Source organism: Streptomyces sp. MP131-18, assembly GCF_001984575.1.
Lineage (GTDB): Bacteria > Actinomycetota > Actinomycetes > Streptomycetales > Streptomycetaceae > Streptomyces > Streptomyces johnsoniae.
Genome location: NZ_LZNS01000001.1, coordinates 6,568,951 through 6,586,284 on the forward strand (window position 1 = coordinate 6,568,951; position 17,334 = coordinate 6,586,284).

The 17,334-nt window shown below is 72.7% G+C and carries 19 protein-coding genes; 13 read left to right on the plus strand and 6 right to left on the minus strand.

Going from position 1 to position 17,334, the window contains the following annotated elements:
- The first annotated feature begins 344 nt into the window (after positions 1-344).
- The 4 genes from rpsA (at position 345) to STBA_RS29320 (ending at position 4,044) form a co-directional block, all read left to right on the plus strand.
- On the plus strand, positions 345-1,853 hold the full coding sequence (gene rpsA / locus STBA_RS29305) for a 30S ribosomal protein S1 (RefSeq protein ID WP_077062072.1): 1,509 nt from the start codon (positions 345-347) through the stop codon (positions 1,851-1,853).
- A 140-nt stretch (positions 1,854-1,993) separates the two neighbouring features.
- The gene (locus tag STBA_RS29310) at positions 1,994-2,944 is read left to right on the plus strand and encodes a PAC2 family protein (RefSeq protein WP_077063687.1); all 951 of its coding nucleotides are present in this window, start codon (positions 1,994-1,996) and stop codon (positions 2,942-2,944) included.
- A 9-nt stretch (positions 2,945-2,953) separates the two neighbouring features.
- Entirely contained in the window at positions 2,954-3,559 is a 606-nt protein-coding gene (coaE, locus tag STBA_RS29315) for a dephospho-CoA kinase (protein ID WP_077062073.1), read from the plus strand.
- 125 nt (positions 3,560-3,684) lie between these two features.
- The gene (locus STBA_RS29320; protein WP_077062074.1) at positions 3,685-4,044 is read left to right on the plus strand and encodes a hypothetical protein; all 360 of its coding nucleotides are present in this window, start codon (positions 3,685-3,687) and stop codon (positions 4,042-4,044) included.
- 39 nt (positions 4,045-4,083) lie between these two features.
- On the opposite strand, the gene STBA_RS29325 is transcribed toward STBA_RS29320, so the two are convergent.
- Entirely contained in the window at positions 4,084-5,304 is a 1,221-nt protein-coding gene (locus tag STBA_RS29325) for an aromatic acid exporter family protein (protein ID WP_077063688.1), read from the minus strand.
- 136 nt (positions 5,305-5,440) lie between these two features.
- Here STBA_RS29325 and STBA_RS29330 point away from each other — a divergent pair, with 136 nt between their 5' ends.
- Positions 5,441-5,863, plus strand: a complete 423-nt coding sequence (locus tag STBA_RS29330; RefSeq protein ID WP_077062075.1) for an ester cyclase — start codon at positions 5,441-5,443, stop codon at positions 5,861-5,863.
- A gap of 55 nt (positions 5,864-5,918) precedes the next feature.
- Complete coding sequence (locus tag STBA_RS29335) at positions 5,919-7,034, plus strand: DUF5954 family protein (protein WP_077062076.1); 1,116 nt, start codon at positions 5,919-5,921, stop codon at positions 7,032-7,034.
- Between the two features lie 12 nt (positions 7,035-7,046).
- On the opposite strand, the gene STBA_RS29340 is transcribed toward STBA_RS29335, so the two are convergent.
- Positions 7,047-7,337, minus strand: a complete 291-nt coding sequence (locus tag STBA_RS29340) for a hypothetical protein (protein ID WP_077062077.1) — start codon at positions 7,335-7,337, stop codon at positions 7,047-7,049.
- Positions 7,338-7,435: 98 nt separating this feature from the next.
- Between STBA_RS29340 and STBA_RS29345 the strand changes: the two genes are divergently transcribed.
- The 3 genes from STBA_RS29345 to STBA_RS29355 all read left to right on the plus strand — a co-directional run bounded on the left by STBA_RS29345 (position 7,436) and on the right by STBA_RS29355 (position 9,727).
- Positions 7,436-8,170, plus strand: a complete 735-nt coding sequence (locus STBA_RS29345; RefSeq protein WP_077063689.1) for a hypothetical protein — start codon at positions 7,436-7,438, stop codon at positions 8,168-8,170.
- A 353-nt stretch (positions 8,171-8,523) separates the two neighbouring features.
- Complete coding sequence (locus tag STBA_RS29350; RefSeq protein ID WP_077062078.1) at positions 8,524-9,174, plus strand: uridine kinase; 651 nt, start codon at positions 8,524-8,526, stop codon at positions 9,172-9,174.
- Between the two features lie 112 nt (positions 9,175-9,286).
- A complete protein-coding gene (locus tag STBA_RS29355; protein WP_143659586.1) occupies positions 9,287-9,727 on the plus strand; it encodes a DUF6224 family protein in 441 nt (146 codons plus the stop codon).
- A gap of 40 nt (positions 9,728-9,767) precedes the next feature.
- Here STBA_RS29355 and STBA_RS29360 read toward each other — a convergent pair whose 3' ends face one another.
- The gene (locus tag STBA_RS29360) at positions 9,768-11,198 is read right to left on the minus strand and encodes a WGR domain-containing protein (RefSeq protein WP_077062080.1); all 1,431 of its coding nucleotides are present in this window, start codon (positions 11,196-11,198) and stop codon (positions 9,768-9,770) included.
- A gap of 142 nt (positions 11,199-11,340) precedes the next feature.
- On the opposite strand from STBA_RS29360, the gene STBA_RS29365 reads away from it, so the two are divergent.
- From STBA_RS29365 to STBA_RS29380, 4 genes are all read left to right on the plus strand, one after another.
- Positions 11,341-11,790 (plus strand): type II toxin-antitoxin system PemK/MazF family toxin, encoded by a 450-nt coding sequence (locus STBA_RS29365; protein ID WP_077063690.1) that lies wholly within the window; start codon positions 11,341-11,343, stop codon positions 11,788-11,790.
- 5 nt (positions 11,791-11,795) lie between these two features.
- Complete coding sequence (locus tag STBA_RS29370; RefSeq protein ID WP_077062081.1) at positions 11,796-13,232, plus strand: exonuclease domain-containing protein; 1,437 nt, start codon at positions 11,796-11,798, stop codon at positions 13,230-13,232.
- Between the two features lie 93 nt (positions 13,233-13,325).
- The gene (locus tag STBA_RS29375; RefSeq protein WP_107485282.1) at positions 13,326-14,048 is read left to right on the plus strand and encodes a PIG-L deacetylase family protein; all 723 of its coding nucleotides are present in this window, start codon (positions 13,326-13,328) and stop codon (positions 14,046-14,048) included.
- A gap of 380 nt (positions 14,049-14,428) precedes the next feature.
- Entirely contained in the window at positions 14,429-15,034 is a 606-nt protein-coding gene (locus STBA_RS29380; protein WP_077062083.1) for a M23 family metallopeptidase, read from the plus strand.
- A gap of 18 nt (positions 15,035-15,052) precedes the next feature.
- Here STBA_RS29380 and STBA_RS29385 read toward each other — a convergent pair whose 3' ends face one another.
- From STBA_RS29385 to STBA_RS29395, 3 genes are all read right to left on the minus strand, one after another.
- The gene (locus tag STBA_RS29385; protein ID WP_077062084.1) at positions 15,053-15,664 is read right to left on the minus strand and encodes a hypothetical protein; all 612 of its coding nucleotides are present in this window, start codon (positions 15,662-15,664) and stop codon (positions 15,053-15,055) included.
- Between the two features lie 97 nt (positions 15,665-15,761).
- Positions 15,762-16,304 (minus strand): methylated-DNA--[protein]-cysteine S-methyltransferase, encoded by a 543-nt coding sequence (locus tag STBA_RS29390; protein ID WP_077062085.1) that lies wholly within the window; start codon positions 16,302-16,304, stop codon positions 15,762-15,764.
- 41 nt (positions 16,305-16,345) lie between these two features.
- A complete protein-coding gene (locus tag STBA_RS29395) occupies positions 16,346-17,266 on the minus strand; it encodes a glycerophosphodiester phosphodiesterase family protein (RefSeq protein ID WP_077062086.1) in 921 nt (306 codons plus the stop codon).
- Positions 17,267-17,334 lie beyond the last annotated feature (68 nt).

The following is a 17,334-nucleotide window of genomic DNA, read 5'->3' on the forward strand; positions in this document are numbered from 1 at the left end:
GGCCGCGGTGCCGTTCCGTGGGGCTCACATGACCGTGCGCGCCAGCTTTTGGCCTCCGGAATGAGCCGGGAAGTGCCAGATTTGGCCCAATAGTGCGCCTCGTGGGGCGAACCGCGCATTGACCCTGCTGGGATGCCCCCGTATGCTATAAGACGCGCTGCGGGCCTGCGCGCCTCGGACGGAGCAGGTCGCGCTCGCATCTGTTGTATGTCCCCTCGGTTCTCGAGGCGCTTCCGGTTCTCGGACTTGGAAAGCGCTTCTCAGGCTGTCCGGCTTCGGCAGTGCGATACGGGCTCCGGCGTAGCAGTGCCTACGAACATGTCCGTACCGGAGCCCTTTACCACATGACGAGCAGCACCGAGACCACCGTGACCACCCCGCAGGTTGCGGTCAACGACATCGGTTCCGAGGAAGCCTTCCTCGCCGCGATCGACGAGACGATCAAGTACTTCAACGACGGCGACATCGTCGACGGCGTCATCGTGAAGGTCGACCGGGACGAGGTCCTGCTCGACATCGGTTACAAGACCGAGGGTGTAATTCCCTCGCGCGAGCTGTCGATCAAGCACGACGTCGACCCGAACGAGGTCGTCGCCGTCGGTGACGAGATCGAGGCCCTTGTTCTCCAGAAGGAGGACAAGGAGGGTCGGCTGATCCTGTCCAAGAAGCGTGCCCAGTACGAGCGCGCCTGGGGCACCATCGAAAAGATCAAGGACGAGGACGGCATCGTCACCGGCACCGTGATCGAGGTCGTCAAGGGCGGCCTGATCCTCGACATCGGCCTGCGCGGGTTCCTTCCCGCCTCGCTCGTCGAGATGCGCCGGGTCCGCGACCTTCAGCCGTACGTCGGCAAGGAGCTCGAAGCCAAGATCATCGAGCTCGACAAGAACCGCAACAATGTGGTTCTCTCCCGCCGCGCCTGGCTGGAGCAGACGCAGAGCGAGGTCCGCCAGACCTTCCTCACCACCCTCCAGAAGGGCCAGGTGCGCTCCGGCGTCGTCTCCTCCATCGTCAACTTCGGTGCCTTCGTGGACTTGGGCGGCGTGGACGGCCTGGTGCACGTCTCCGAGCTGTCCTGGAAGCACATCGACCACCCGTCCGAGGTCGTCGAGGTCGGCCAGGAGGTCACGGTCGAGGTTCTGGACGTCGACATGGACCGCGAGCGCGTCTCGCTGTCGCTGAAGGCGACCCAGGAAGACCCGTGGCAGCAGTTCGCCAGGACGCACCAGATCGGCCAGGTCGTTCCCGGCAAGGTCACCAAGCTGGTGCCGTTCGGTGCGTTCGTCCGGGTCGACGAGGGCATCGAGGGCCTGGTCCACATCTCCGAGCTGGCCGAGCGCCACGTGGAGATCCCGGAGCAGGTCGTGCAGGTCAACGACGAGATCTTCGTCAAGGTCATCGACATCGACCTGGAGCGTCGCCGGATCAGCCTGTCCCTCAAGCAGGCCAACGAGAACTTCGGCGCCGACCCGATGGTCGTGGAGTTCGATCCGACGCTGTACGGCATGGCCGCGTCCTACGACGACCAGGGCAACTACATCTACCCCGAGGGCTTCGACCCCGAGGCCAATGACTGGCTGCCCGGGTACGACAAGCAGCGTGAGGAGTGGGAGCGCCAGTACGCCGACGCGCAGCAGCGCTTCGAGCAGCACCAGGCGCAGGTCATCAAGTCCCGCGAGGCGGACGCGCAGGCCGAGGCCGAGTCGTCCGGTTCGGGCGGCGGTCCCGCGCAGTCCGGCGGCTCGGGTGGTGGCGGCTCGTACTCGTCGCCGCAGTCCGAGGACTCCGGCGCGCTGGCCTCCGACGAGGCGCTTGCCGCGCTCCGGGAGAAGCTGGCGGGCGGCCAGAGCTGACCCGTTCCCGCTGTCGCGGATTCCAGCCGGGCCCGCTCCCTTCAGGGGGGCGGGCCCCGGCCGTTTCCACGGGGGAATGCCCCCGGCGTACAGTGCGTTGTCCTCTGTACACGCGAGACAGCGGAAGGGGTGCGGTGACGGTGCGCGATCCGCAGGAGTTGTACGCATGGGACCCGGCCGGTCTGGCCAGGGTTGATGAGGCCGTCGGCGGCGCGCACAGCGCCGGTCTGGTACTGATCTACCACTTCGAGGGCTTCATCGACGCCGGCGAGACCGGTGCGCAGCTCACCGAGCAGCTGCTGGAGGGCCGTTCGGCGACCACCGTGGCGCGGTTCGACCACGACCGGCTCGTGGACTACCGGGCCAGGCGCCCGGCCATGACGTTCCGGCGCGACCGGTGGACGGCCTACGACACGCCCGAGCTCACGGTGCGGCTGGTGCACGACGCGACGCACCAGCCGTTCCTGCTCCTGTCGGGGCCGGAGCCGGACGTGGAGTGGGAGAGCTTCTCCGCGGCCGTGCGCCAGATCGTGGAGCGGCTGCGGGTGCGGCTCGCGGTGACGTTCCACGGCATCCCGATGGGCGTGCCGCACACCAGGCCGGTCGGCCTCACCCCCCACGGGAACCGGGCGGACCTGATTGCCGGTCACCGCGGGGTCTTCGACGAGGCGCAGGTGCCCGGCAGCGCCGCGGCGCTGGTGGAGCTGCGGCTCTCGGAGGCGGGCCGGGACGTCGTCGGGGTGGCCGCGCACGTACCCCACTACATCGCCCGCTCCCGCTACCCGGACGCGGCGCTCGTCGTTCTCGAGGCGGTGACGGCCGCCACCGGTCTCGTGCTGCCCGAGGCGGCGCACGCGCTGCGGACCCGCGCCCTGAAGACACAGGACGAGATCGAGAGCGAGCTGGCCGAGGGAGACTTGGAGCTGGTCGCGGTGGTACGCGGCCTGGAACAGCAGTACGACGCGATCGCCGGCGCGACCACCCGGGGCAGCCTCGTCGCCGAGCCGGTGGACCTGCCGTCCGCGGACGAGCTGGGCGAGGTGTTCGAGCGGTTCCTGGCCGAGCACGAGGACGGCGACGGCGCCCGGTAGCCTGCCCGCATGCTGAACGTGGGACTGACCGGCGGAATCGGTGCGGGCAAGAGCGAGGCCGTGCGGCTGCTGGCCGGGCACGGTGCGGTGATCGTCGACTCGGACCGCATCGCGCGCGAGGTGGTCGAGCCCGGCACGCCGGGACTCGCGGCCGTCGTCGCCGAGTTCGGCACGGAGGTGCTTGCCGCTGACGGCTCGCTCGACCGCGCGCGGCTGGGCGCGATCGTCTTCGGCGACGAGGAGCGCCGCCGGGCGCTGAACGCCATCGTGCATCCGCTGGTGGCCGAGCGTTCCGCCGCGCTGCGTGACGCCGCTCCGGCCGGCGCCATCGTGGTGCACGACGTGCCGCTGCTCGTGGAGAACGGGCTCCAGGGCCGCTACGACGCCGTGATCGTCGTGGACGCGTCCGACGCGACCCGCCTGGACCGGCTGACACGGCTGCGCGGCATGCCGGAGGCGGACGCCCGTGCCCGGATGGCGGCCCAGGCCGACCGTGAAACGCGGCTCGCCGCGGCGGACTTCGTCCTGGACAACGACGGCTCGCTGGAGGAGCTGACCGTCCACACGGCGCGCCTGTGGCAGCACCTGAGCGAACGAGCCGTCCGGCGCTCCTGAGCGGCCACGGCCGCGGCCGCTGAGCGCGCCCCCTGCACGCTACGCGCGCTGCCGCCCCGGGGCGTGCGCCGGTGTGAAAGGCGAATGCCCTGCCGCGTGTCCGTCCGCCGGGCTAATGTGAGGCCATGAACGTCGAAGCCGCCATCGCCCTCGTCTCCGCCGCGGCGGGCAGCGCCGCGACCGAGGCCGGACGTCACGCCTGGGAGTCCCTGCTGTCCCTGACCCGTCGCCTGACCGGTCGCGCCTCGCCCGAGCCGGTCGACCCGGAGGACGAGGCGGCGGTCCGCGCGCTGAGCGGGCGGATCGCCGATCGGGCGGGCGCGGACGAGGAGTTCGCGCGCGAGCTGCTGGCCTGGGCGGAGCGGCACCGCGGGGTGATCGGCGTCACCCAGACCCGCGTGGAGAACACCGTCTCGGGCGACGCCCAGGTGCAGAACCTGATTCAGACCGGCACCGTCCACGGCGACATCCACTTCGGCGCCTGACGTCCGGCGCTCCCGCGCCGCGCGTGCGGCGTTCCGGGGTCAGACCCTGCGGTGCCCGTACCGCCCGCGGGACGCCTTGCGCAGGGCCCGCCGGCCGGTTTCGCTGATACGGCGCAGTCGCGGGTGGCGGGCGCGGCTCTGGCGGGAGACCCGGTCCAGCTCCTCCGCCAGTTGCTCGGCCCGCTTGTCGAGGTCGAGTTCGGTCAGCATGCGGTCGATCTCGGCGAGCAGTGAGCCGTGCAGCTGCCAGTGGCGCGGGTGTTCCTGCACGCGGGCGAGCAGCACCTGGGCGACGTGCTCGCGGCTGATGCGGGCGGCGTCGAGCTCGACGGCGAGGAACGCCTCCGCCTCGTCGGCAGCCGTGCTGACCTGACTGGTGATCAGGGTGGCGAAGCTGTCCACGGCGCCCGCCAGATTGCTCAGCAGTTCCTGGACGGCGGGGGCCACCTCCGGAGGGAACAGTGGCTCCTCCTCGCGGCGCGCCGCCAGGTCCGTCATGGTGCGGGTCATGGTGCGCAGGATGACCGCGCAGACCTCCAGGGTGTCCAGGCCGGTCCGCAGGACGATGCGGGTGAGCAGCGGCTCCTTCACCCGCGGGTTGAACCGCACGCTCTCCTCTGCCTGGATGATGGAGGCGTCCACCTGGGCGATGTCCTGGTCGAGACGCCTGGCCTCGGCCAGCTTGGCCGCGGCCCGGTGGACCGGGGTGCGGCCCTCCTCGGTCTCCTCGCTGAGGCGGCGCAGCAGTTCGCGCATCCTGGCCGCCTGTTCCTCGATGTCCTGGCTGGCCGAGCGGACCCATACCGGCGGCACGATCAGGGTGTTGAACAGCAGGCCGACGACCGCCCCGATCACCGTTTCCACCACGCGGTCCAGCGCGGCGCCGGTCACCTGGCTCACCCCGAGGACGAGCATCGCGCTGATTCCGACCTCGGGCACGAACTCGCTGACGCGTACCAGGTGGCCGACGGTGAGTGCGGTGAGGAGCAGCAGCCCCAGGCTCCACCAGCTCAGGCCGACGAGGGTGCTGAAGGCGGTGGCCACGAGCACGCCGGCGATGACGGAGTTCACCCGGCGGATGCCGGTGGTGAGCGTCGCGTAGAGGGTGACCTGTACGACGAGCAGCGCGGTCAGCGGCGCCAGGAGCGGCGCGGGAACGTCCGTCAGCCACAGCGCGACGACGTAGGACATGGTCGCCGCGGTCACGGAGCGGAGCGTCTGCACCACGACGGGCTCAGTGCTGCGCTTGGCGATGTCCATGATCTGATCGTGAACGTCCGGCACTCTCGGCTCCTTTCGCACCGCATGCTCCGATGCAGGAAAAAGATGTCATTACCGGGGCGAATCGGAGGTGAACCCGCGAATGCTCTGCGCGTCAGGCGCCTAGGGTGAGGCCATGTCTTCGATTTACGACCGCTGGCTGAACGAGCTGTGGAACGGCGACCTGGAAGCGCTGCCGGACATCGCGGCCGGCCTGGTAGCGGAAAACTTCACCGGGCACTGGCCGGGCAGGCCCGGGCTGGTGCGCGGGCCCGCCGCCCTGGCCGAGGTGATCCGGCAGGGGCGCCTGCCGTTCGAAGGGCTGAGGTTCGCCGTCGAGGTGGGCCCGCTGGCCGACGGCGACCTGATCGCGGCACGCTGGTCGGCGCGGGGGGCGTACGCGGGTGGGGTGCACGCCCTGCCCGGGGTCACCGCGCCCCCCGGCACGCCGGTGGAGTTCCACGGCCACGACATCCTGCGGATCGCGGACGGGCGGCCGGTGGAGTACTGGGTGATCTCCGAGGCCGAGCAGCTCATGGCCCAGCTCATCGGCGGCTGACCCGCGGTTCCCCAAACGCCTGCGGAAGGCGCCCGGGCGCCAGCACAATGTGTGTATGAGTGATGACGAAGAGGAGCTGCCCGAGCCACACCGCGTCATCCGGATGATGCGGCTGGACGACCCGGTGGCCGTCATCGCCGACTCCGAGGCGTGGCGCGCCAGGGACACCTACCCGGACATCCTGCCGCGCGGGCCGATGTTCGCCGTCACCGAGCAGGAGGCCGACGGGCGGTGGCGGGTGCTGACGGCCGACGAAGGCGGCCCGCAGGGCTCCCGCGACGAGCTGGGCCGGACGTGCCGGATGCGTGCCCGGGCCGCGGCGGACGCGGGCCGCGGCGCGGCGGAGCGGGCGTGGATGGCCGCGGCCCGGCGGATGGACCGGGAGAAGCTGGACGAACTCCACGTCGCCGACTGCCGGTTCCGCATCGCCAGGGGCGACATGTTCCTGCGTCTCGGCCCCGAGGGCCCGGAGCCGCCGCGGCCGAGCGACCCCGACCCGATGCCCGTCGGCCGCGGCCGGCAGTCCAGGTCCCGCACCGCGGGCTTCCTCATCGACCCGACCGCGGCGACCGGGATGTCGGAAGGGCTGCTCAAGCTCGACCTGCTGAAGTACGTCTACGCCTCCGCCGTCATCCCCGTCGACGTCCGCGCCGATTCCGTGCTCGCGCTGCACACCCACCCAGGCGGCGTGCTGCTGCCCCCCGTGTTCAGCGTCTTCGTGCGCGGAACGGGCGCCGGCTGGATCGCCAGGGCCACGGGAGCGGATACGCCGCAGGAGGCGCGGGACGGTCTGGCGCGGCGCTTCGAGACGCTGCTCCCCGCGTCGCTGCGCAGGACGCGGAGCAGACCGCCCGGCCTGCCGGAGATGCCGCAGCAGCTCAAGAACGTCATGGCCGGCCAGCTCGGACTGCTCGATCCCGGCGAGGAGCGGCTGACCGACGAGCAGCTCGCCGAGTGCGCCCGCGCGGCCACCCGCCTCTCCGGCGAACGGCTGGACCGGATCGTGGTGCTGGGCAGGCACTTCCGCATCACCCGGCTGGAGCGGCTGGTCCGGCTGGGCCCGGACGGGCCCGAGCCGCCGCGCCCCTCCGACTGGGACCCCGAGCTGCCGGTGGAGGCCCATGCGCCACCGGAGGAGGCCGACGATGCCGCGCGGGCGGACGAGGGCTGACGCCCCGGCTGGCTAGGCGGCGCGCAGCGGTGCGGGAGCAGGCGTGGGGGTGGGCGTGGGCGCGGACGCGGATGATGGCCGGGGCAGGGCGAGGCTCATCAGGGTGACTATCTCGCCCTGTACCTGAGGGGTGAACAACTCCTGCTCGTGCGGAGTGAGATGCAGCCGGGCCGCGCCGCCGTGGCCGCCGGTGAGGCAGGCATTGAAGACGCGCATCAGCAGGATGAACTGGCCTGCGGGCAGTCGGGCGCGCAGCGACTCGATGTGGTGGTCGAGGCGCGCCGGGCCGGTCTCTGTGTCCATGTGCTCTATCGTGCGGGCCGGGACGCGCCGAGGGAAGGACGCCTCAGGTGCGCGGAAACCGCTCGCGGGCGGCCCTCGCGGGCCGTTACGGTGCCGTGGTGGCGAAGCTCAATCAGATCATCGCAGTGGAGAAGGGCGTCAAGTCCAGGACGCAAGCGGACCTGACGGCCGTTCAGCACGGCCTGACCAAGCCGGCGCTGCTGGCCGGTCTGTCCCGCACCTACCAGCCGAAGGACGAGGAGGGCGAGCAGCTGCCGCCGGAGTCCACCCGGGTGCAGGTCAAGGCAGAGGAGGTGCTGCGCGACACGGCCAGGACGCTGACCCGGCTGTTCGACGTGACCGCCACCAAGGACTGGGCGAACTGCACGGCGCGGGCCGACGTCACCGTCGACGGCCGCACGCTGCTGCGCGACGTGCCGGTGTCCTACCTGCTGTTCCTGGAGAAGCAGCTGGCCGACCTCGCCGCGTTCCTGCGGAAGCTGCCCGTGCTCGACGGCGCCGAGTCCTGGTCCCTCGACCCCTCGACGGACTGGTGGCGCACGGAGCAGGTGCGGACCGTGCGCACCAGGAAGGTGCCGCGCAACCACGTGAAGGCGGAGGCCACGGAGAAGCACCCGGCGCAGGTCGAGGTGTACTACGAGGACATCCCCGTGGGCTACTGGACCACCGTCAAGTTTTCCGGGGCGCTGCCCGCGCGCCGGGTCAACGAGCTGCTGGAGCGCATGGACAAGGTGCAGCAGGCGGTGAAGTTCGCCCGGGAGGAGGCCAATGGCTCCGACGTCGAGGACCGGCGGGTGGGCGACGCGGTATTCGGCTACCTCTTCGGGCAGTGAGCGGGTAGCCTCGTCAACTCCCCGGTACCGCGTGGCTCGCGGCGCCGGGGTGCGCCGAAGGAGCGCAAGCTGACACTGAAGCTTGTCGTGAGTGATCAATCTCAGACTCTCGCTCCAGATTCAGCATCGCCGTTCATCGCCCGGCCGGCCGGGCGCGGGCAGAAGTGTTGAGAATGCCGGTTCGACTCCGGCCCGCCGCGCCACGTGCGGCGGTGGCTCAAAGGCAGAGCGCGACCTTTTACCTTGATCCGCGCCACTCGAACGCCGGGTGTGCCACGAGCGGCACCCATCCGGGCCCGGGGGCCGGCTATGCCCCCGGGCCCTTCCACGTCCGGGCCCGGCAGGATGAAGCCATGCGACTGCACGCCATCACCTGGGAACGGCTGGCCGCGGCGCTCGCCGACCGCGTGGCCGGGCTGCGGCCGGAAGGCGGCGGCGCCTGGCCGCGGGTGCTGCTCGACGGCGCTCCGCCCACCCGTGCGGGAGACCTGGCGCGGGACATCGCCGAGGAGCTCCGGCTCCTCGGACGCCCGGCGCTCGTGGTGGGCGCGGGCGGCTTCCTGCGCGCCGCATCGCTGCGCCTGGAGCACGGCAGACAGGACCCCGACGCCTACTACGACCTGTGGCTCGACACCGGCGCCCTGTGGCGCGAAGTGTTCACCCCGACCGACGCGGGCGGGACCGGCCGGGTGCTGCCCGACCTGTGGGACGCGGAACGCGACCGGGCCACGCGCAGCCCTTACGTCCCCCTGCCGGCCGGCGGCGTGCTGCTGGTGCACGGCACCTTCCTGCTGGGGCGCTGGTTCCCCGCGGACCTGGCCGTGCACCTGAGCCTGTCGCCCGGCGCCCTCGCCCGCAGGACCGCGGAGGAGGACCGGTGGACGCTGCCCGCCTTCGCCCGCTACGAGGCGGAGGTGGCGCCCGCCGACGCCGCGGACATCGTGGTGCGGACGGACGATCCGCGGCGCCCCGCCTGGAACGGTGCGCCCCGCCCGGCCGGATGACCGAAATCCCATGCGACGGGGGGCGTTGCGGGGCGAACGACCCCGGCCGGGAGGTGAAGCTGCCACACTGGGTGTGCAGTCGATCGACGGACAGTTATCAGGGGTGGTGGCGATGGACGACATCGGGAGGCCCTATGACACGGAGGAAGTGCTGCACGCGGTGGCGCTCATCCAGGCCCATCTCGCGGAGGACGAGGAGGCGGTCAAGGCCCTCCAGGACGAGACGGAGGAGAGCGCCCGGCAGTGCGCCCGGTCAATGTTCGCGCTCGCCCACGTCATCGTTTTCGGCCAGATCATTCCTGAAATGTGGGTGATCAAGCAGAATATGGACTTCGGCCACACCAGTCGCGTCCCCGAGCTGAATCTTGCCATCCACGTGCTGAAGCGCATGGAGGAGCGCATCGGCCTCGCCCACGTGCACCCCGTGGTGGGCGCCCTGTCCGCCGGCGACGTGATGGACCTGATCATCCAGTGCACCGGCACCAGGATGGAGGACGTGCCGGGCTTCCTCGACACCGTGCGCGAACGGACCCTGCGCACGACCCGCTTCTGAGGCCCGCGCCCTCCACCGCCCGCCGGGCCCGCCGGGCCCGTCAGGCCAGCCGTCGTATCTCCCCGCGCACCCGGTAGAAGCCGCTGCTCGACGCGTGCACCGAGTCCACCACGTACCGGGCGCCCGCCTGCCGTATGTGCCGGGGGAACTGCACGTTCCACCGCGGGTCGTATCCGTCCGTCACGACGTGCACCCGCAGCCGCGGCCCGTCCTGCACGCACTCCACCAGCACCCCGCCGCTGGGCACCGCGGCGACCGTCTCCGGCGCCGCCGCCGGGGTGTACGTGGGCAGCGCCGCCGCCGACTTGACGTCCACCGCGGCGGGCACCCGGCCGTCCTTGGCCTCCGCGATGGCCGCCTCGCTCGCGTCGATGCAGGCGAGCGAACCGTCCGTGGTCACGACGAACAACTGCTCGTTCAGATACTGCATCGACAGCGCCGAGCCGCCGCCCGTGCCCAGCTTCCACAGCCGCGTGCCGTCCTGCGCGAAGCAGTACACGGACGAGGCGCTGTCCCCGGCGAACACGTACCTGCCGTCGGGCGCCGCGGCACACGAGTACACCACCGTGTCGCAGGCGTACGTCGCCTCCACCCGCCCGCTGCGCTTCGCCAGCCGCTGGACCACCCGCCGGTCCGTGCCCGCGTAGACCGCGCCGTGCTCCTGCCAGCCGAACAGCACCGCGCCCCTGGTCTGCGTATGCCACAACTCCCCGCTGCCGTCCGGCGCATACGCCGTCACGCCCTTGCCGTGACCGTGGTAGACCGCCCGCGCGTCGCGCCGCACCATCCACGCGTGGTCCCCCGTGCTGCGCCGCGACCACTGGAACTCGTCCTCGTGGTCGATGACCGTCAGCCCGCCCTGCCGGTCCGACACATTGAGCACACCCTCGTGAATGTCCAGCCAGAAGATGTCGACATCGGCCGCGATCTCGTAGGCGGCGAACGGCAGCTTGGAGGACAGGTCGTACACCGTCCCGTCGTCGCAGCCGGCGTAGATCCAGAAGTCGTCCGCCACCAGGCACTTGACGCCGTCCGGCAGCCGGTAGTGGGCCAGCACCTCCCCGTCGTGCGCCAGCGTGTGCACGTCGCCGCCCTGATTGCCCACCCAGCAGCGGTCCTCGTCGATGTGGATGCCGAACGCCGAGGCCCCCGTGCGGAAACGCCACAGCACCGGCGCCACCGCCCTGGCCGTCGAGGGCGCCGATGTCACCTGACGGCGCGTCACCGCCCGCGCGGCGCGCCGCCCCTGCACCGCGGGCTCGTAGCCCTTGCGGACCTTCTCTCCTATCTTCCTGGCCGCCGCGTCCCGTGCCTTCTGGGGTGTGGCGAACGCCGTCGTCTTCAGCTGCCCCGGGGTCCCGATGCGCCCGTAACGCACGGACACCACCGTGCCGTTCACCGACACCTCGTAGAACTTGTGCGCACCGCCGCCGTCCTCGGACAGCTCCAGGTACGTCTTGGTCTCGGGCACGGCAAGCTCCTTCCCCTCGGCCACCGTGGCCGGGATCGCATGTACAGAACGTTAGGGGCCGCCACTGACAACGCGACGGGCAGCGCCGCCTGGAGGCGACGCACCGCGGGTGCTGTCCGAGCCCGGCGATAGCGTGGGGGCCATGGACCGCATAGACACGGACGAGATCCCCGGGCGCGGCGGCCCGGCGGCCACCGTCGAGATCCGGCCCGGTGCCGTCGGCCCGGTGCGCACGCAGTACGCCCCCGAGCCGGACGGCGATCCGGACCCGGGCGAGATCGTCTGGACCTGGGTCCCCTACGAGGAGAACGACGGGCGCGGCAAAGACCGCCCCGTTCTCGTCGTCGCCCGCGAGACGGGACGCGAGACCCTGCTCGCCGTTCAGCTCACCAGCAGGGACCGCGACCACGACGACGAGTGGCTGCCCCTGGGCTCCGGGCCGTGGGACACCAGCGGACGCGACTCCTGGGTGCACCTGGACCGCGTGCTGCGCGTCCATCCCGAGGGGATGCGCCGCGAGGCGTGCGCCCTGGACCGCGCGCGCTTCAACCGCGTGGTGCACAGCCTCCAGTTGCGGCACGGCTGGCGCTGAGGCCCATGACGGGTGACATACCCCCCGGCCTGCTCCGGGAGCGCTTCGTGGTGCTCGACTGCGAGACCACCGGATTCAGTCCGGAACGGGGCGACCGCATGGTCTCCCTCGCCCTGGTGACCGTCGAACAGGGCCGGGTCACGGACCGCTGGAGCAGCCTCGCCGCCCCCGGCCGGGACACCGGGCCCGTGCACGTCCACGGCATCACCAACGCCGAGGCAGCGGCCGCCCCGCGCTTCGCCGAGCTGGTCCCGCACATACTCCCGCGGCTGGAGAACGCCGTGCTGGTGGCTCACAACGTCGGCTTCGACCTGCGGTTCCTGGCCACGGAGCTGGAGCGGGCCGGCAGCGAACGGCTGCCCGCGACGGCGCTCGACACCCTCCGCCTGGCCCGGCGGTTCCTCCCCGAGCTGGACAACCACCGGCTGACCACGTGCGTCGCCGCGCTGGGCGTTCCGCACCGCGCGCACCGTGCGGACTCCGACGCCGAGGTCACCGCCGCGCTGCTGATCGAGCTGCTGCGGCGGGCGGCGGCCGACGGGCATACGGACCTGTCGCGGCTCTCCGCACCGGCCGCCGAGGTACTGCGCGCCGAGCGGCGCAAACGCGTGCGGTGCGATGCCGCCACCGCCGGTATCGGCGCGGCGCACCGCGCCGCGCACCTCCTCGTCGACGCCTGGGAGGGCGGCGCCGCCGGCTGGCACCGCGCCCTGACCTGCCTGGGCGCCGAGGGGTGCCCCGAGGCGGGGCGGCTGTGGGGTTGGTTCGGCGGCATGCTGTGCGAAGAGACCTCGGTCTTCGGCCCGCCCCGCCCCGGGCTCGCCCGTTCCGCGCTGCTGGCGGGGCTGCGGCTCCAGCTCGCCGACGAGGGCGCGAACCGCGAGGACGTCACCCACATCGTGACCCACCTGGCGGCCCTGGACCGCGGCGCGGCAACGCCCGTGCACCTGCTGGGGCTCTTCCCCGAGCAGGCCGCCGCCATCGCCGCCCTTCCCGACTGCCGCGGCTGCTGGTCCTGCGACGCCGTCGGGCTGTGCGATACCGGCAGCCCCGGCCGGGCGCTGGTCTCCCACCACGGCCCCGGCACCGCGCACGCCGACGACCTGGCCGCGCGGCTGCCGCTGCTCGCCGACGCCGGCGACCTGGCGGCGCTCGGCAGGGGCGCGCGATACGCGGGCCAGGCGTGGGAGAGGGCGGAGCGCGCCGACGAGGCCGTCCGGCTGTGGCAGTGGGCCGTGGACCGCGGGGCACGCGATGCCGTCGTCTTCAACCGGCTGTCCATGCACCACGAACGGCACCGCGGTGACCATGCCACCGCGCTCGCGCTGTGCGAGCAGGCCCTCGCGGCCCGTCGCGGTCCAGGGGCGCGGACGGCCTGGGAGGCCATCGCCCGCCGTGCCGAACGGTGCAGGCGCCGCCTGGCCGAAGCCTTGGCCCCCTGATCCGGGGACCGGGCCAGGGGGCGGCCTAGGGTGGCAGCCACCGGACGGAAGACGAGCAAGGAGACAGCAGCGGTGACGGACTCACTGACCCCCATGCCCACCGACTGGCAGCGCGCACTCGCCGTCGTCGCCCACCCGGACGACCTGGAGTACGGCGCCGCCGCCGCGGTCGCCGAGTGGACCGGCACCGGCCGCGAGGTGGCCTACCTGCTCGTCACCCGCGGCGAGGCGGGGATCGACACGCTCCCGCCGGAGGAGAGCGCGCGGGTCAGGGAGGCGGAGCAGCGCGCGAGCGCGGCGCTCGTCGGGGTGGAGCAGGTCACGTTCCTCGGCCACCGGGACGGGGTGATCGAGGAGGGAGTCGCGCTGCGGCGCGACCTGGCCGCGGCGATCCGCGCCCACCGGCCCGAGCTGCTGATCACGCTCAACCACCACGACACCTGGGACTTCGGCGAGCGGGCCTGGAACACGCCCGACCACCGCGTCGTCGGCCGCGCCGTGCTGGACGCCGCGGGGGACGCGGGCAACCGGTGGATCTTCCCCGAGCAGCTGGGCGACACCGGCCCCGGGCCGTGGGGCGGGGTGCGCTGGGTCGCGGTGGCCGGGTCCCCCGAGTCGACACACGCCCAGGCGGTCGGCGACGCCTCGCTGGAACGGGCCATCGCCTCGCTCGCGGAACACCGCGCGTACATCTCCGCCCTCGGGGACCAGGAGCCGTCGGCCTACGCGCGGGAGCTGCACACCACGATGGCGGACGCGGCGGCGGCCAGGTTCGGCGGGCGGCGCTGCGTTCCCTTCGAGCTGTTCTCGCGCTGATCGTTCCGGGCCGGGAGCGCCCGCTCCGCCGCGTTCCCCGTGACGCTCCTCACGCCCGGGACGCGGGCTACGGCCGCGCTTAGGAGGACCGGGGGACTCGTGTCCTGGACTTTCGGCCCGCGCGGCCGGGGCGTTCGGCCGTGCGGGGCCGGGGCCCCAGGTCATGGCGCGGACATGCCCAGGTCGGGCGCCACGGGAGCCGGCGGACGGGACCGTCCCCGGCCGCGGCGGGCCGGCGGCGCCCGGCGCTTGTTCCGCCGGCTCCGGCTACGGCCCGGCTTCGTAATGACGGTGCTTGTCGCCCGTGGGAGCCGCCGACTACCCAGGAGATTCACCCGGCCCGCTCCGGCCGGAATCCCGACTCCCCGAGGTGGTCTCCCATGCCGAAGCACATCGCGCTCCGTTCCCGCGCCGCCGCCGTCATCACCGCCGGCCTGTGCGGCTCCGTGGTCCTCACCGGCGCCGCCGCCGCGGACGGCGGCCAGAGCGGCACCCTCGCCACGCACGGCGCCGCCGAATCCGTCACCGGCCGGGCCGCCGCCGAGAAGGCCGAGAAGAATGACGCGTCCTGGGTCTCGCCGATATCGGACGACTACGAGCTGACGGCGACCTACGGCAACAGCGGCGACCGCTGGGCCGCCAAGCACAGCGGCCAGGACTTCGCCGTACCGGTCGGCACCCCCGTGCAGGCCGTGCATGACGGCACCGTCGTGAAGGCCGGCGGCAACGGTGCGGGCGACGGTCCCGCGTACGGCAACGCCGTCGTGATCAAGCACGACGACGACACCTTCACCCAGTACGCGCACCTCTCCGAGGCCGACGTGAAGGCGGGCGAAAAGGTCGAGGCCGGCGACGAGATCGCCAGGTCCGGAAATACCGGGAACAGCAGTGGCCCGCACCTGCACTTCGAGGTCAGGACGACCGCGGACTACGGCTCGGCCATCGACCCGATGAAGTTTCTCCGTGAGCAGGACGCCGACGTGTGACCCACGCGGTCCACACCGTCAGCCCGCCAGCGCGGCGGCCCGCTGCCTGCGGCACTCCACCGCGAGCGCCGGATAGGCCGCCGCTATCGCGTGAAAGACCCGCTCGGTGAGCAGCCGCCGGCCCTCCGCCCGGCAGTCGCCGGGCGGCAGCGCGTCCAGCAGCGAACCGTGCGGGGCCAGCGCGTCCCGCAGGTACTCCACCCGCCAGCGCGCCAGCTCCCTCGGCTGCGCCGAATCCGCCGTGGCGGGCCTGGGCCGGTGCCCGAAGGACACCACGGCGCGCTGGGCGTCCCGCAGGTTCCGGTGGCGGATCGCGCGGTCCGTCAGCTCGGGCGGGGACAGCAGGGGCAGGTCGAGCGGGGCCTCGCGGATCGCCGCGAGCGCCAGATCCCGCCGCCTGGCCCGCGCCTGCCGCAGCGCCTCCGCCCGCCGGCGCAGCAGACCCCGCGCGGCGGTGAACTCGGGGCTCCGCTCCGCCTCCCGCACCCGCGAGACCAGGAAGAGCTCGGTGGGCGAGGCCAGATCGGGTCCGCCGAGGAAGGCCCGCATCAGGGACGGCGTCCAGCCGCGGGCCCGCAGCGTGGCCGTGGAACAGTAGGTCGTGGGGGTCCGTGGACGGGACAGAACCATCGTCGCCTCCTCCGCTCGGAGACGGGAGCGAGCACCGTCGCAGAGGTGATGCCCGCGGGACCGGCCTGCCATACGTCCGCGTGGGAGAGCGGGCAGGTCAGAACAGGGGCGCGGGCAGCACCCCCTCATGGGCGAGCAGCACCCGCTTCGTCTCAAGACCGCCGCTGAAGCCGCCCATGCTCCCGCCCGCCGCCACCACCCGGTGGCAGGGGACGACGACGGGCAGCGGATTGGCGCCCATGGCCGCGCCCACCGCGCGGGCCGCCCCCGGATCGCCGACCCGCTGGGCCAGCTCCCCGTACTCCAGGACACTGCCGAACGGCACCGACGCCGCCAGCTCCCGCAGCACCTGCCGGGTGAAGCCGGACACGAGCGACCAGTCCAGCGGCAGACCGAACGCGCGCAGCCGCCCCTCGAAGTAGGCATCCAGCTCGGCCGCCGCCCGGCTCAGCACCGGGTGCCGCTCGTCGCGCACCGGATCGGCGCCCAGCTCCCCGGCGAGGCGGCCGAGCGCCCGCCGTATCCGCCCCTCGTCCGCCCGGAAGCCGACGGTGACCAGGCCCGCACCGGTCGCCGCGAGCAGCAGCGGGCCGACCGGCGAATGCCGGACGGCCCATGCGCACTGGGTCTCACCACTCATGACTGGCAGCCTAGGCGGGGCCACTGACAGCGGCGTTCCGCTCAGCCGCCGAGGGCGGACCGCACCACATCCGGGAAGTTGGTGATGATCCCGTCCACGCCAAGATCCGCGACGGCCCTGGCGGTGGTCCCGTCGTTGACCGTCCAGGTGTGAACCTCGACCGGCTCGCCGTGCGGCCCTTCCACGGCCTGGATCTCCGCCACGTAGGCGGCGGTCAGATCGCCGTACCTGGGGTTGATCTGGTCGGCGTAGGCCGCGTACTCGGGAAGGTCCGCGACCTCGGGCGTGCCGAGGAACCCGGTCTCGACACCGGGTGCCAGCTCGTGCACGGTCCGTACCGACTCCGCGCCGAAGCTCTGTATGACCAGCCGCGTCCCGGGAGGCTCCGGGGTCAGCCAGCCCGACGCCTCCAGCTCGGCGAGGATGTCGGCCTCGATGCCCCGGTACAGCTCGGGGGCCTTGATCTCCAGCAGCAGCCGCTGGTCGTTCCGGGTCAGCCGGTCGAGGAACTGTGCCAGCGTCGGCACCGGTTCACCGGCGAACTCCTCGCCGAACCAGCTGCCCGCGTCCAGCCGGGCGATCTCCGCGGCGGTGAAGTCGGCGACGTTCCACGGGGCCCGCCCGGGGAAGACCTCCTCCACGTCGGTGGTGCGCGCCAGCGTGGTGTCGTGGACGAGGACCAGCTCGCCGTCCGCGGTCCGCTGGACGTCCGTCTCGACCCAGGTCGTGTCCAGCGCGGCCGCCGCGTCCGCCGCGGCCAGGGTGTTCTCCGGGGCGTGGCCGGACGCGCCGCGGTGGGCGACGACCAGCGGGCCGTCGGCCGGCGCCGCGTGCTCGGCCCGCTCGGCCGCCGGCACGGCCACCTGGTCCTGCGCAGCCGAGGCGGCGGGCGCCAGTCCGAGGGCGGCCAGCGTGAGGCCGGCCAGCCAGCCGACCCAGTCGGATGAGGCGTTGAACGGCATGGGGGGACTCCTTGCTTCCCGGTGTCCGGACGCGTGCAGGCTGCCCGGCCGGCGGAAACAGGCGGGGA